This is a genomic window from Amycolatopsis methanolica 239 (assembly GCF_000739085.1).
GTDB lineage: Bacteria > Actinomycetota > Actinomycetes > Mycobacteriales > Pseudonocardiaceae > Amycolatopsis_E > Amycolatopsis_E methanolica.
Map to the genome: position 1 here is coordinate 2,110,903 of NZ_CP009110.1, position 13,616 is coordinate 2,124,518.

A 13,616-nucleotide genomic window follows, 5' to 3' on the forward strand; every position below is an offset into this window, starting at 1 on the left:
TCATGGACCTGTCCAACCTGTGGGCGGGCTTCGCCACCGCGCTGACCCCGTCGCACCTGATGTTCGCCGCGACCGGTGTCCTGCTGGGCACCGCGATCGGCGTGCTGCCGGGCATCGGCCCGGCGATGGCGGTGGCGCTGCTGCTGCCGGTGACCTACGGCCTCGACCCGACCGCGGCGTTCATCATGTTCGCCGGCATCTACTACGGCGGCATGTTCGGCGGCTCGACGACGTCGATCCTGCTGAACACGCCGGGGGAGAGCGCGGCGGTGGTTACCGCGATCGAGGGCAATCCCATGGCACGGCGGGGCCGCGGCCCGCAGGCGCTGGCCGCGGCGGCGATCGGGCACTTCACCGGCGGCATCATCGGCACGGTCGCGCTGGTGCTTCTCGCGCCGGTGATCGCCGATCTCGCCGTGGACATCGGGGCGCCGGACTACTTCGCGATCATGGTGTTGTCGTTCGTCGCGGTGACCTCGGTGCTGGGCAAGTCTCGCGTCCGCGGGTACGCCTCGCTGCTGATCGGGCTGACGATCGGCCTGGTCGGGCTCGACGAGATGACCGGCCAGTCGCGGCTGACGTTCGGCGCGCTGCACCTGGCGGACGGCATCGACGTGGTGATCGTCGCGGTCGGCCTGTTCGCCGTCGGCGAGTCGCTGTGGGTGGCCGCGCACCTGCGGCGCAACCAGGCCGAGGCGATCCCGGTCGGGCGGCCCTGGCTGTCCCGGTCGGACCTGCGGCGGACGTGGAAGCCGTGGCTGCGCGGGCCGGTGATCGGGTTCCCGTTCGGCGCGATCCCCGCCGGTGGCGCGGAGATCCCGACGTTCCTGTCGTACGTGACCGAGAAGCGCTTGTCCCGCAGGCAGGACGAGTTCGGCAAGGGCGCCATCGAGGGCGTCGCCGGGCCGGAGTCGACGGCGAGCGCGTCGGCGGCGGGCACGCTGGTGTCGATGCTGACGCTGGGCCTGCCGACCACGGCGGTCGCCGCGGTGATGCTGGCGGCGTTCCAGCAGTACGGCATCCAGCCGGGGCCGCTGCTGTTCCAGCGCGAATCCGCGCTGGTGTGGACGCTGATCGCGAGCCTGTTCATCGGGCTGGTGCTGTTGCTGCTGATCAACCTGCCGATGGCGCCGGTGTGGGCGAAGCTGCTGCGGATCCCGCGGCCCTACCTGTACGCCGGGATCCTGTTCTTCGCCAGCGTCGGGGCCTACGCGGTCAGCGGCTCGGTGATCGACCTGGTCCTGCTGTACGTGATCGGCGTGATCGGGTTCGCCATGCGGCGCTTCGGGTTGCCCGTGCTGCCGGCGATCATCGGGGTCATCCTCGGCCCCGCCGCGGAGCAGCAGATGCGGCGGGCGCTGCAGATCAGCGACGGCGACCTGACCGGGCTGGTGAACTCGCCGCTCGCGATCGGCGTGTACGTGCTGGTCGCGGTGCTGCTGGCGTGGCCGCTGGTGCGGAAGCTGGTGCGCCGCCGCGAACCGGTGAACGTGTGAGTTCAAGGGAGGGCGGCCGCGGGGCGGCCGCCCTCCCTCGTGTTCAGCTGTAGTTCTCGTCTGGTGCGGCGCCGGGAATCGGTTTGGCGATGAGCGCGACCGGGACGAAGAAGCAGATCTGGGCGATCACCAGGGTGAGCGTTCACAGTTCCCGCTCGTCGTAGTGGGCGGCCGCCCTGGCGAACAGTTCGTCGGGAACGCGCTACCCGGACGGGTTCGGGGTGAGCACGGCCACGGTCAGCTCCAGCGCGACCCGCTCCGCGTCGGTGAAGTACGGCGCGTTCCGCCACGACGCCACAGCGGTGATGCGCTCCTCGGTTTCCCCGGCTTTGCGCAGCTCGGCGGTTTGCCGGACGGTTTGGTAGGTGCTGCCGCCGAGCTGGCCGGCGCGCAGTTGCACCAGGTGGATGGTGGTGTCCGGGACGGCCCCGTTGTGGATGGCCTGCTGGGTGGCGCCGGCGATCGTGCCCACTTCGGGGATGTAGCGGGCGGGGTCGGGCAGGCGCGAGCGAAGAGTCGTCATCGGCTTCCTTTCTCGATGGTTGCTGGAAGTCCGGCGACGCGGCGGCCGCGTATGTGAGGTGCTACGGGCGCAGAGTGGCCACCTTGCCGGTCTCGAGCGCGACCCACACCTCGTCGTCCGGGACGGCCAGGCCGTGGGGTTCGGAGCCCGCTGTCGGCAGCGGGAATTCGGTGACCTCGCCGTCCGGCGTGACGCGGCCGACCTGCCCGGCGCCGATCTCGACGAACCACACCGCCTGGTCGTCCGCGGTGATGCCGACCGGCGCGGCCTTCTCGGTGGGCAGGGCGAAGTGGGTGACCGCGCCCTCCGGTGGTGACACGCGTGATCGTGTTCGCCTGGTTGAGCGTCACCCACAGCGCGCCGTCCGGTCCGGAGACTATTGTGGATGGATGGGAACCCTTGACGCCAAGGGGGAATTCCTCGATGGCGCCGTCGTCGAGGCGGCCCACGCGGTCGGTGTTCATCTCGGTGAACCACATCGCGCCGTCCGGGCCCGCGGTGATCCCGTACGGCCCGCACTCCGGCGGCAGTGCGACGGAGGTCGCCGTGCCGTCGGTGGCGATCCGGCCGATGCGGTGGTCGTGCAGGTGGCTGACCAGAGCGCGCCGTCCGGGCCCGAGGTGATGACCGCGGGCGCGCAGCCGGGGCCGAGGTCGAAAACCCTGGTGCCGCCGGAGATCCGCGCGATCTGTCCACTGTGGATGAGGGTGACCCACACGGCGCCGTCCGGCCCGGCGGTCGCACTGCCCGCACCCGCGCGCTTGTGCTCGACGCCGTGACGTCCCTGCTGGTGGAGGCCGGGTACGACGGGCTGAGCATCGACGCGGTGGCGGAGCGTTCGGGTGTGCACCGGGCCACGGTCTACCGGCGGTGGCGGGACGTGGGCGGATTGCTGTTGGACGTGTTCGACGCGGCCGCGGGGGACGAGTGGGTCCCGGCCGACACGGGTTCGCTCGTCGGCGACCTCATCGCGCTCAACCAGGAGGTTTTCGAGTCGTTGCGGGACGAGACGTCGGTGACGCGGGCGCTGATCGCGGCGTCGTTCCGGTCCGCTCAGGCAGCGGAGGCGTTGCCAGGGTTCTGGCGGGACCGGTACCGGCGGTGCGAGGTTGTCGTCTCGCGTGCTCAGCGGCGTGGCGAAATCGCGGGTGAGGTGGAGGCGCACCGGTTGCTGGTGGCCGCGACGGCGCCGCTTTACCACCGGCTCGTCCTGATGGGTGAACCGCCGCGGGTGGAAATGGCCGAGCAGGCCGCGCGGGACGCGGCCTGCTCGGCTTTGCCGGTTATCGGTGGGCCCGGTTACCAGGCCCGTCCGACGGAGTAGGAACTGGTCCAGATGTTCTGCAGCCGGACCGTGTCGCCGGATTCGGGGGCGGCCCAGATCTTGTTGTTCCCGGCGTAGATCCCCACGTGGTACACGCTGCCACCGGTGGAGAAGAACACCAGGTCACCGGGTCGCACGTCCGACTTGGACACGCTGCGCACGGCGGCTCGCTGGTCGCGGGCGGTGCGCGGCAGATCGATCCCGACCTGCTTGTGGGCGTACTGCGTCAGGCCGGAGCAGTCGAAGCCGCCGGGTGTCTCGCCGCCCGATCGGTAGGGCGTCCCGGCCTGCGCAGCGGCCGCGTTCACGATGCGATCGCCGGTGGACAGCTGGGTCGCGCCGACCGGCGCGGTGAACCCCAGCAGGGCGGCGGTCGCGATGGCGCAGGTGATCGGAATGGCGATCATCCTGCGTATTCGAGTGGGCACGGTATGAACCCCTCCTTCAGTCGTTGAAGGCATTTCGGTTCTTCTTTCCGGAACTGACCCACCGGCCGGGGGCAGAACCAGCGACCGAATTCCCAGGGCTCCGGTCACGAAACGGTATACACCCGGAATGGTGAATTAAAACACCATCGCCTTGCGGGTTTCGCAGGTGTACGCGCGTCTACGAGTCGTTGCAGGGGTTTCACTTCCGGTGCTGGCGGCTTGCCACGTGTGCGTGCCCCGGCGCTCGGTCGAGGCGCAAGGCCGGTGGCCCACTGATGGTCGTGCGGATGGTCCTGTCGCGAAGGGACGAGTGTCCCAGCGGTGACGAACCGGCGTGAGCGACTGTGCAAACCGGCGCTGGCAAGGGTGAGCCTGTGCCTACCGCGCGCCCGCGCCGGGGCCGCGCAAACCCGCACACGCGAAGGCGACCCGTAAGGGCGTGGACTGGGACGGCAGCGGCGTGAACCGGCGCGGGCGGCCGTGCAACCCGGCGCCGCACGGACGAACCGGTGCCCAGAGCCGCGCGTCCCGCGCGGCGGTCTCGCAAACCGGCGCTGGCGAAGACGAACCCGCGCCTACGCACCCGGCCCGCGCCTACGCACCCGCCCCGCGCCCACAGTCGCGCACCGTGCCGGCAGCCGCGCGCGTGAACCCGCGCTGGGCATGGCGCCAACCGAGCCCGCCTGGCAAGAGCCGACCCCGGCTGCCGACCGTGCGAACCGGCAGCAAAGACGAACCCGCGCCTACGCACCCGGCCCGCGCCGGCAGCCGCGCGCGTGAACCCGCGCTGGGCATGGCGCCAACCGAGCCCGCCTGGCAAGAGTCGACCCCGGCTGCCGACCGCGCGAACCCGTGCCGGCCACGGCGCAAACCCACCTGGCTACAAAGCCCACCCCCGGCCACCGGCCGCTCAAACCCGCGCCGGCTCCGCCAGGTCGAACCGCACCTGCAACCCCGGCCGCGCTTGTGCCGCCTTGTCGACGTCCTCCGTGACCACCACCGCGATCACCGGGTAGCCGCCGGTCACCGGGTGGTCCGCCAGAAAGAGCGTCGGCTTCCCGGACGGCGGCACCTGCAGCGCCCCGGTCACCATGCCCTCGGTCACCAGCTCGCCGTGCCGCGCCCGCGGCAGCGCCGGGCCCTCCAGCCGAATTCCGATCCGGTTGCTCTCCGACGTCACCGCGTACGGCTGGGCCAGCAGCGTCCGCAACGCCGACTCCGTGAACCAGTCGTCCCGCGGCCCGGGCAGGATCCGCAGCGCCAGTTCGTCCGACGGGGGCGCCGCGACCGGCGTGAAGCGCCGCGGCAGCGGCGGCGCGGCAGCCGCCCCGATCGGCAGCAACACCCCGCGCCGCAACGGGTCCGGGCCCAAGCCGGACAACAGGTCGGTCGCCCGGGAGCCGAGCACCGGCTCCACCGCGATGCCACCCCGCACGGCCACGTAACTGCGCAACCCGGTGGCCGGCCAGCCCAGCCGGAACTCGGACCCAACCGGGACCCGCAGCGCCGCGTTCATCGGCGCCCCCATGCGGTCGATCGTGATCGGGCACGGCGCGCCGGCCACCGCGATCGTCACCTCGGTGGTCGCGCGCGCCGCGAAGCCGCCGAAGGTCACCTCGATCCCGGCGGCGCCTTCGTCGTTGCCCGCCAAGCGGTTCGCCAACCGCAGCGAGGCCCGGTCAGCGGCGCCGGACTCCGTCACGCCGATGTCGGCGTACCCGGGCCGGCCCAGGTCCTGCACGGTCGACAACGGACCGCTGTCGACGACCTCGAGCACGGCGGCCATGACAACTCCGATTCGTTTCGGGTGCCGTGACCGTACAGATTGTTGAACGATCCTGCAAGAGGAATCTGTGACAGATGAACCCGAAACGTCAAAAACCGAAGAGGTCGTCCTGCCTCCGTGAGGCCGGCCTGCACCGGGGGCACGGCACCTCGCGCGAAGTGATCAGACCGGTCACGGGATCGACGTCGGTCTCCAGGATCCAGCCACCCGAGTCCCCGCATGTCCGGCAGAGGGTGCTCGTCTCAGCCATGGTCAGCCTGCCCATCTTCCCCCTCGATGGTCGTTACCCAATCGAGTGTGCGCCGCGGCGCTGGCGGATCGAGCGCACCCGCCTGACCGCCCGCGAAGATCGAAACCGCAGGTCAGAAGGTCCGGTACGGCGCGACCACGGCGGGGCTGCGGTTGTCCACGAGGGACTCAGGAGACGTAGGCATGCAGCCGCGCGGTGCGCGATTCCTCCCGCAGCTTGCCCAGCGTCCGCCGCTCGATCTGGCGGATCCGCTCGCGCGTCACGCCCAGCTCGCGGCCGACCTCCTCGAGCGTGCGCTGACGGCCGTCGTCCAGACCGCAGCGCAGCCGGATCACCTGCTGCTCCCGTGGTTTCAGCGTGGACAGCAGCTCGTCGATCTCCCGGCGCAGCACGTGGTAGGACGCGGGCACGCCGGGCCGGTCCGGGTGGCACAACAGGTCCGCGAGCACGCTGCTGCCGTCCGTGCCGACCGTCTGGTCGAGGCTGATCGGCTCTTCGTTGTAGGAGAGCAGCTCGATCACCTGGAACGGCGTCAGGCTCAGCTCGGCGGCGATGTCCTCGTGGCCCGGCTCCCGGCCCAGTCGCGCGGCCAGTTCGCGGCGCGCGGCGAGCACGCGGTTGACCTGTTCGGCCAGGTGCACCGGGATGCGGATGGTGCGGGACTGGTCGGCCAGCGCGCGGCTGATCGCCTGCCGGATCCACCACGTCGCGTAGGTGGAGAACTTGAAGCCGGGCGTGTAGTCGTACTTCTCCACGGCGCGGATCAGCCCGAGGTTGCCCTCCTGGATGAGGTCCAGCAGCGACATGCCGCGGCCGGTGTAGCGCTTCGCGATGCTCACCACCAGCCGCAGGTTCGCCTCCAGCAGCCGGTTCTTCGCCTCCCGGCCTTCCTCGGCGATCGTGAGCAGGTCGGCGCGCCGCTGCGGATCGAGCACCCGCGTGGTCGCGAGCAGGTGCTGGGCGTAGAGCCCGGCCTCGATCCGTTTGGCGAGCGTGACCTCCTCCTCGATGGTCAGGAGGCCGGCGCGGCTGATGCCGGTGAGGTACGCGCGGACCGGATCGGCCGGCTCGAAGAGCGGTGGGGTCACCTGCCGTTGCCTCCGACAAGCCAGGGGAGTCTGCTACGCCTGACAGAGTGGCCGAACGCGCTGGCACGGAACCGACAGCCGGGCGACGTGCGTCGAAGCGGAAAAGGCCAGGTCATGGGAAACCCGGTCGCGCCGGAGTGCGGTACGGTGCGGGTCGGCTACGGGACCGCCGTGCGCACCGCGGATTTTCGCCGGGTGATCACGGCCGGGTCCGGGGATATCGTTGGCTGGTGGAAGGGGCTCCGCAGGTGATCACGACTGGCCAGCAGCCGCACGCAGCCGCGCAGTTCGACGCGCGCGGCGGCGGCTCCGCCGAGCTGCGCGCCCAGGCCAGAGGGCAGGCGTGGTTCCGGCCCGTGCGCGGCCGCGGGCGGCTCGGTGTGGTGAGCCTCGCCCGGCTGCTGGCGTTCGAGATCGTGCTCGTGGTCGTCGCCGCGGTCGGCGTGCAGGAACTGTGGGCGCTGGTCGCCGCGGGCGTGATCGGGCTCGCGGTGATCGTCGGGATGTTCGGCCGCTCGAAGGGCCGCTGGTGGACCGAGAGCCTGATGCTGTGGATGGGTTTCCGGTCGCGCCGCGGCACTTCGGGGGAGAAGCGGGACGACCCGCGGCTGACCGCGCTGTGCGAGCTGGCGCCGGACCTCGTCGTCGAGGACATCGACGGGCCGGGGGAGACCAGGCTCGGCATGGGCAGTGACGAGGCGGGCTGGTTCGCCGTGCTCGAGGTGTCCGGCGGCGCGGACGTGGCGACCCCGCCGGTGCCGCTGGCCGCGCTGGCCCGCACCGCCGCCGAGGCCGAGCAGGCCGGCGTGGTGATGCAGGTCGTCACGCACTCCGTGCCCGGCCGCGAGCCCGGGACGCGTGACCGTGCCCTGTGGGTCGCGGTGCGCCTGGACGCGCGGGCCGTCGCCGAGTCGATGATCGATTCGCCGGGCGGGCGCCTAGACGTGCCCGCCGTGCTGGCCGAGATCACCCGCCGTGCCGAGCGCGTGCTGCGCCGGCGCGGGCTGCGGGCGCGGATGCTGACCGCGGACGAGGTCGTCGACGCGCTCGCCCGCTCCTGCGACCTGCTGCCCGGCGGTGGCCCGGCGCGGGTGCACGAGGCCTGGGAGTCGTGGCACTCCACGCGCCTGACCCACGGGTGCTTCTGGATCCAGTCCTGGCCGGACCCCGACCGCGGCACCGGGCTGCTCGCCGCGCTGGCCGAGCTGCCCGCGGATCTGGTCAGCATCGCGCTGCTGCTGGAGCCGTCGTTCGACGGGACCACGCTGCGCTGCCTGGTCCGGGTCGCCGCGACGGCGCAGCGGTATCCGCAGGTGTGCGACCTGGTGAAGACGCTGGCCGGGCGCAACGGCGCCCGGGTGTCGCGTTTGGACGGTCAGCACGGCCCGGCCGTGTATGCTTCGGCACCGAGCGGGGGAGGTGCACGATGAACGCCGGACAGTACCCACCGTCGCGGCCGCAGCCGCCGGCACAGGCGATGCCGCGGCCCATGCCGCCGGCGCAGGCCCAGCCGGGGCCGCCGCCCGCGCAGCAGCAGCAACAACAGCACCAGCACATGCCGCCCGGTCAGGCGGTGCTCGGGGCGCCCGCGATGCCGCAGGCGCCCGCCGTCGTCAACGTGGCTGCCCCGGCGCCGCAGACCCAGCAGGCCGGCTCGGCCGAGGCGGCTGCCGCGACGACGGTCGAGGTCGCCCGCCCCGCGCTGGCCGTCGGCGTGCCGACGCCGATGCCGCCGCAACCGCCCGGTCCCGGCCCCGCCGCGGGCGCGGCGCGCGAGCACCGCGACTGGCGCACCCGGCGGCACCGCTCGATCCCGCGGCTGCGCATCGGCGCGCACCACGCGTCCGACTCCGCACTGGAGTTGCTCCAGGTGTCCGCGTCCTCGGTGGGGCTGCCGCTCGGGCGGGACCAGAACGGGTTTCCGGTGGCGCTGACATTGTTCCGCCCGGAGCCGGTGTCGGTGAGCCTGATCGGCGGCGCCTGGGCGGCGCGGCTGATGGCGTACCGCGCGTTGCGGGCCGGCGCGCGGCTGCTGGTGTTCTCGCAGCACCCGGCGGACTGGGTCCAGCTCGGACAGTCGGCGACCGGCCGCACCGACCGGGTCGCCGTGGTGGCGCCGGGTTCGCCGCCCGCGGTCACCGCCAGCGCCGACGCGCCCGTGCTGTGCCTGCACGACGCGCCCCAGTCGCAGAGCGAGCCGGAGGCGTGGCAGACGCGGGTGCTGCTGCACCGGCGGCTCACGCCCGACCGGGTGGGGGCCGTGCCGGGCTCGGACCTGGTGCTCATGCAGCGGCTCACGCCCAACGAGGCGTCGCTGCTCGCGCCGGCGCTCCGGCTGGCCCAGCGGACGACCCAGCAGTTGCAGATGTTGCGCGACGACATGCTGGCCGTGCTGGCGGGGGAGACCAACCACTACGTGTGGGTGGACCCGGCGCCTGCCGAGCGAGCGCGCCTGGGACGGCCCGGGCGGTACTGACTCCGGGCGGGGAAGGCCGACCCGCCTGCCGGTCTTCCCCGCCCGGTCCCTTGTGGCCAAGTGCGGCCTTCCCCGCCCGGCCCCTTGTGTCTGGGTGCCGACCGCCCCCGCCCCCGATTGTGTTTCAGTCGCCGACCGGGGTTGTCAAGGCGGGGAAGCGTGCCTTGACAACCCCGGTCGGCGACTAAAGATCTGCTGTGGGTCGGGGGCGGGGGAGGTCTGGTTGGGTGGTCGCTGCTGTTTCGTCGCCGGGTCGCGGCCGGGCCGAACTCCCCGGGCAATGCAGTGCGGCCGCACTCCACCCCAGGAGAGTGCGAGCCGCGCTGCGGGGACCTTGCTACTTGGTCCAGACCAGAGGGGCGTCGCTGTATTCGTCGTCGTCGAATTCGGCTCCGGCGATCTGTGCGCCGTCCTGCGTGGCGGACAGATCGCAGGCCTCGTACTTGGCGCCCGCCGTCGTGAAGTCCTTCGGGGCGCCGTCGTCGGTGCAGCTGCCCAGCTCGCCGGTGATCACCACGCCGGTCGGGCCGCCGTCGGCCATGGCGAGGCCGAAGTTCGGCGACGAGGCGAAGGCGTGGTCCGCGCCGTCGACGTTCTCGACGGTGTACCGGATGTAGTACGGCGTCAGCCCCTTGGCGCGGTCGCCGTACTGCTGCTCCATCGCGGCCTTGTCACCGGCTTCGACCGCGGTGACGGTGACCGCCGCGGCGCCCTTGTCCCACGAGATGACCGCGCGGTCGCCGACTTTGAGCTTGGTGCCCGGGGCGGTCTTCTCGACCGCGCCGGCGGGCGCCGCCTGCGCCGACGAGCTCGGCGCCGCCGACGACGACGAGGCCGCGGTGGTGGTGGCCGGGCTGCTCGGCTCCTCGCCCCCACCGCAGGCCGACAGCGCCAGCGCCGCGGAAGCCAGGATCGGGAGCACGATGAGACGGGTTTTCTTCATGGGGAGGTACCACTCGCTTTCCGGTGTCTGTCCACTTCGAACGTGAACGCGTTATCTGTGGATCCGACGCGCCGGAAAGCGGATCAGTTCCGTCCGTCCAATGCGGATGGTTCCGGCCTGCGGTAGCCCTGCGGTTCCTGCTGCCCGCCGGTGACGACCGAACCACCCTGCGTCTCGACCTCGAACGCCGTCTGGTCGGTGACCGGAGCCTTCTCGTCCTTGCGGACGACGCGCTTCGCGCGGTCCGCCTGCACGACCGGCTTCGCGTGCCGGTCCGGAGCCGCGACCACGGGCGTGGGTGCCCGCAGCACGTTCGGAACCTCTCCGGACGGCCCGGCGACGTACTCCTGCGCGGAGTACCGCCCGTCGAACACCGACGTCGTGCTCATCGGCAGGTTCGCGACGAACTCCGACTGCTTCCGGCTGCCGCCCTGCGTCTTCCGGCGTTTGCGCTCGGCCATCCACTCGCTGAACGTCTTGCTCGGCGCCTTGCGGTGCGGGTTGGACAGCACCGGCGGCGCACCGACACCCGGCGGCAGGCCTTCGCGCGTTCCGGTGGGCGCTTCCTTCGCGCTGCCACCGCGGTTGGCGCGCTTCGGGTCGTTGTTCAGCACCGGCGCGGTCGACGGCGGCGGCTGGAAGGCGGGCGGCTGCTCGGTCAGGTCGCTCTTCAGCGGCGCACCGGGACGTCGCCCCGCCTGCACGGCCTGGCCGTTCGGCGACTGCCCGCCCGGCGGCACCGACGGCGCCGACTGCATGGCCTGCCGGAACTCCGAACTCGCTTCGAGGCTCAGGTGCTCGTCGAAGGGCAGCGAGGTGGTGAACGTGGGCGCGCCGGGCTGGTTGCCGCCCGGCTCCTTCGCCTGCGGTTGCTGCGGCATCTGACCGCCCGGTGGCGGTGTGATCGTGCCCGGTGGGTAGAGGCTGTTGCCCTGCTTGAACGACGGCGGGGTACCCGGACCGGCGCCCGGGCTCGGCGTCGACGTGGTGTTCAGGCCAAGCGTCGACGGGACGTTGTTCGGCGCCTTGCCGGAGAACAGGGTGGGCGCCGTGCCGTTGCCACCGAACGAGGGCGCGGCCGGCGCCTTGCCGCCGGTGAACGCGTTCAGCATCGGAGCCGCACCGCCGGCGAGGCCCAGCAGAGCCGGGTTGATGCCGGGCGCGTTCCCCGGTGGCGTGTTCAGTCCGCCGGGCGGGGCCGGCGCTGTCGGCGGCGGACCGGGCGGCGTCGGCGCGACCGGCGCCGGCCCGGGAGGCGCTGTCGGCGTCTCGGTGGCGTTGAACGCCGGGGTGTCCGTGGGTGCGTTCTTCGCGTTGAACGCGGGAGAATCGCCCGGCGGCTTCGGCGCGTTCTGGGGTGCGGTGGGGGCGTTGTCAGGTGCACCCGGAGCGGTTCCCGGGGGAACACCCGGCGACCCGCCGGGCGGAGTGCCGGGCGCACCGGGCGCGTTGAGCTCCGGTGGGCGCGGCATCCCGGTCGCCTCCGGGTGCAGGATCGCGTTGAGGACCTCGAGCTTCGGCGCGTGCGCGCCCTGCAGCTTGTAGATGTAGGGCGCGTACTGGCCGGCGATCTTCTCCGCGAGCTTGCGCGCCTCCCGGTCGTAATGCTTGGTGACCTTGTTGCCCGCCTCGAGCTTGTCCTGCGCGTTGCCCGGCTTGGTGCCGACCTTCGCCTCGTAGAACGCGCCCATGTCGTGGGTCGCGTTGTCGATCGCGTCCTTCTTCTCGGCCTTGTACTCGTCGTACAGGGCCTGCATCTGGGCCTGCGCCTCGTACATCGTGTTCGACAGGCCGTAGAGTGCGGTGCTGTTGTGCAGCGCGGCGTCCTGCCACTGCCGCAGGTACCCCAGGGTCATACCGACCTTGCTGAGGAAGACGTCCTTGGCGCCGGGCGACTTCCAGTGGTCGGCCAGCGTCTGCGTCTGCTCGCGCAGGTTGTCCGCGACGGTCTGGATCATCAGCTCGACGTTGCCCCACTGGCGGGCGCGGTCGGCCGTGGTGCCGGGCTGCTCACCCTTCACCACCGCGAGGAAGAGCGATTCGATGCCGTCACCGGAGAAGTCGTAGTTCTTGCAGACCGCGGGGGGCGCGTCCTGCCCGGTGTCGTAGTATGCCCCGCCGACGCCCGTGCCGATCTTGCTCAGGTCGTACCCGAAGTAGTCGTCGCCCATGCTCGTCTACCCCCCTGCCGCCGCGCGTCGTGCCTGCTCGAGCTCGTCGTAGTTCTGCCGGTAGTCGGCGCCGCTCGGCAGGTCGTGCTGGGTGCTGACCGACCGCTCGTCGGTCTTGACGGGCACCTTCTCCTCGGTGTTGCCGTCGTGGTCGACGTCGTTGACGTCCTTCTGCACCGACTCGCTGTAGTAGTCGCGGGCGTGTGAGCCGTCCTGGAAGTTGTATGTGACCACGTGCTGACTCGGCGCCGGGGTGTCGGATTTGACCGGCTTCCCGTCCTTGTCGTAGGTCTGCGACGTCGTGACCTGGTGGACGACGTTGGGGTTGGAGTCGACGTCGTGCTTCGTGGTGCGGCGCGTCTCGCCGACCGGGGCGCCGTTGCTGTAGAGCGTCGTGACCGTCGTGTCCTCGTCCTCGCCCTTCGTCGAGGTGATCATGTACTGCCGGACGCCGTTCTTGTCGTCCAGGTACTCGGTGGTCACCCCGCCGTTGGCCTGCACCGTGCGGGTGCCGCCGTCCGCGGTGCGGTAGGTCGTGATCGTCATGTTGCCCACGACGATCTGGTTGATCATCGTGTCGTTGCCGGTCCGGGTGACGCCGGTCCCGGGCGGCGGGGTGAGGTCCTTGGCGATGGTGTGCTTGTCGGTCAGCCAGGACGGGACGTCGCCCGGCTTCTTGGCGCCGTCCATCTGGAAGGCCCACTCGATCGCGTCGACCATCGACGCGTTGTTGCCGTCCATCTTCTCGAAGACCTCGCCCATGATCAGCGCGACGGACGCGATCGCGGTGACGTTCTTGTACAGGTCGGGGATGAACATCCCCATCTCCTGCGCGTTGCGGTCGGCGAAGGCCTGCATGTCCAGGCCCGGCTCGAACATCGAGGACATCAGCATGTCCTTGCCGCCGGGGCCCTGCAGCGCCGACTGGGCGGACATCGTGTCGCTGCTCAGCTCCTTGCCGACCTGGGCGATGTTCTTGCCGTAGTTGCGGAAGTTCGTCGGGTCCAGCTCGAGCTCGGCTCCGTTGGCAGCCCAGTCCGGGGTGGGAACGCTGCCTGGTTCGTCCGGTATCGGTGCCACGATGTCCCTCCCAAACGTCGTGAAGCCCAGCTCAGGTGGCGGGGGCCCACC

13 protein-coding genes and 1 pseudogene are annotated in these 13,616 nt (G+C 71.6%); 5 read left to right on the top strand and 9 right to left on the bottom strand.

The window, feature by feature from the left end; genetic code table 11:
* Positions 1 to 2 precede the first annotated feature (2 nt).
* Positions 3 to 1,496 (top strand): tripartite tricarboxylate transporter permease, encoded by a 1,494-nt coding sequence (locus tag AMETH_RS10340; protein WP_017981375.1) that lies wholly within the window; start codon positions 3 to 5, stop codon positions 1,494 to 1,496.
* Between the two features lie 202 nt (positions 1,497 to 1,698).
* Here the strand turns inward: AMETH_RS10340 and AMETH_RS10345 are convergent, their stop codons facing one another.
* The 3 genes and pseudogenes from AMETH_RS10345 to AMETH_RS42505 form a co-directional block, all read right to left on the bottom strand.
* Positions 1,699 to 2,019: a carboxymuconolactone decarboxylase family protein gene (locus tag AMETH_RS10345; protein WP_017981376.1), complete on the bottom strand. Its 321-nt coding sequence runs from the start codon at positions 2,017 to 2,019 to the stop codon at positions 1,699 to 1,701.
* A 61-nt stretch (positions 2,020 to 2,080) separates the two neighbouring features.
* A complete protein-coding gene (locus AMETH_RS39095; protein WP_017981377.1) occupies positions 2,081 to 2,338 on the bottom strand; it encodes a virginiamycin B lyase family protein in 258 nt (85 codons plus the stop codon).
* Between the two features lie 40 nt (positions 2,339 to 2,378).
* Positions 2,379 to 2,660 (bottom strand): annotated as a pseudogene (locus tag AMETH_RS42505) (Vgb family protein); the annotation flags it as partial.
* Between AMETH_RS42505 and AMETH_RS39100 the strand changes: the two are divergent.
* The gene (locus AMETH_RS39100) at positions 2,607 to 2,798 is read left to right on the top strand and encodes a hypothetical protein (RefSeq protein WP_209436952.1); all 192 of its coding nucleotides are present in this window, start codon (positions 2,607 to 2,609) and stop codon (positions 2,796 to 2,798) included. The pseudogene AMETH_RS42505 and the gene AMETH_RS39100 overlap by 54 nt on opposite strands.
* Entirely contained in the window at positions 2,795 to 3,343 is a 549-nt protein-coding gene (locus AMETH_RS10355; protein WP_223843103.1) for a TetR/AcrR family transcriptional regulator, read from the top strand. Before AMETH_RS39100 ends, AMETH_RS10355 begins: the two co-directional genes overlap by 4 nt.
* Here the strand turns inward: AMETH_RS10355 and AMETH_RS10360 are convergent.
* From AMETH_RS10360 to AMETH_RS10370, 3 genes are all read right to left on the bottom strand, one after another.
* Positions 3,319 to 3,750 carry a C40 family peptidase gene (locus AMETH_RS10360; RefSeq protein ID WP_051079391.1) on the bottom strand — a complete coding sequence of 144 codons (432 nt, stop codon included), beginning with the start codon at positions 3,748 to 3,750 and terminating at the stop codon, positions 3,319 to 3,321. The two genes, AMETH_RS10355 and AMETH_RS10360, sit on opposite strands and share 25 nt — an antisense overlap.
* 931 nt (positions 3,751 to 4,681) lie before the next feature.
* Positions 4,682 to 5,557, bottom strand: a complete 876-nt coding sequence (locus tag AMETH_RS10365) for a 5-oxoprolinase subunit C family protein (RefSeq protein WP_017981380.1) — start codon at positions 5,555 to 5,557, stop codon at positions 4,682 to 4,684.
* A 417-nt stretch (positions 5,558 to 5,974) separates the two neighbouring features.
* Entirely contained in the window at positions 5,975 to 6,895 is a 921-nt protein-coding gene (locus AMETH_RS10370; RefSeq protein ID WP_017981382.1) for a sigma-70 family RNA polymerase sigma factor, read from the bottom strand.
* Positions 6,896 to 7,125: 230 nt separating this feature from the next.
* Here AMETH_RS10370 and AMETH_RS10375 point away from each other — a divergent pair, with 230 nt between their 5' ends.
* On the top strand, positions 7,126 to 8,325 hold the full coding sequence (locus AMETH_RS10375; RefSeq protein ID WP_223843104.1) for a type VII secretion protein EccE: 1,200 nt from the start codon (positions 7,126 to 7,128) through the stop codon (positions 8,323 to 8,325).
* Complete coding sequence (locus AMETH_RS10380; protein WP_017981385.1) at positions 8,322 to 9,371, top strand: hypothetical protein; 1,050 nt, start codon at positions 8,322 to 8,324, stop codon at positions 9,369 to 9,371. Before AMETH_RS10375 ends, AMETH_RS10380 begins: the two co-directional genes overlap by 4 nt.
* Before the next feature lie 337 nt (positions 9,372 to 9,708).
* Here the strand turns inward: AMETH_RS10380 and AMETH_RS10385 are convergent, their stop codons facing one another.
* The 3 genes from AMETH_RS10385 to AMETH_RS10395 all read right to left on the bottom strand — a co-directional run bounded on the left by AMETH_RS10385 (position 9,709) and on the right by AMETH_RS10395 (position 13,565).
* Positions 9,709 to 10,314 carry a hypothetical protein gene (locus AMETH_RS10385; protein WP_017981386.1) on the bottom strand — a complete coding sequence of 202 codons (606 nt, stop codon included), beginning with the start codon at positions 10,312 to 10,314 and terminating at the stop codon, positions 9,709 to 9,711.
* Between the two features lie 83 nt (positions 10,315 to 10,397).
* Complete coding sequence (locus tag AMETH_RS10390) at positions 10,398 to 12,485, bottom strand: hypothetical protein (protein WP_026152992.1); 2,088 nt, start codon at positions 12,483 to 12,485, stop codon at positions 10,398 to 10,400.
* A gap of 6 nt (positions 12,486 to 12,491) precedes the next feature.
* A complete protein-coding gene (locus AMETH_RS10395; RefSeq protein WP_017981387.1) occupies positions 12,492 to 13,565 on the bottom strand; it encodes a hypothetical protein in 1,074 nt (357 codons plus the stop codon).
* Positions 13,566 to 13,616: the final 51 nt, after the last annotated feature.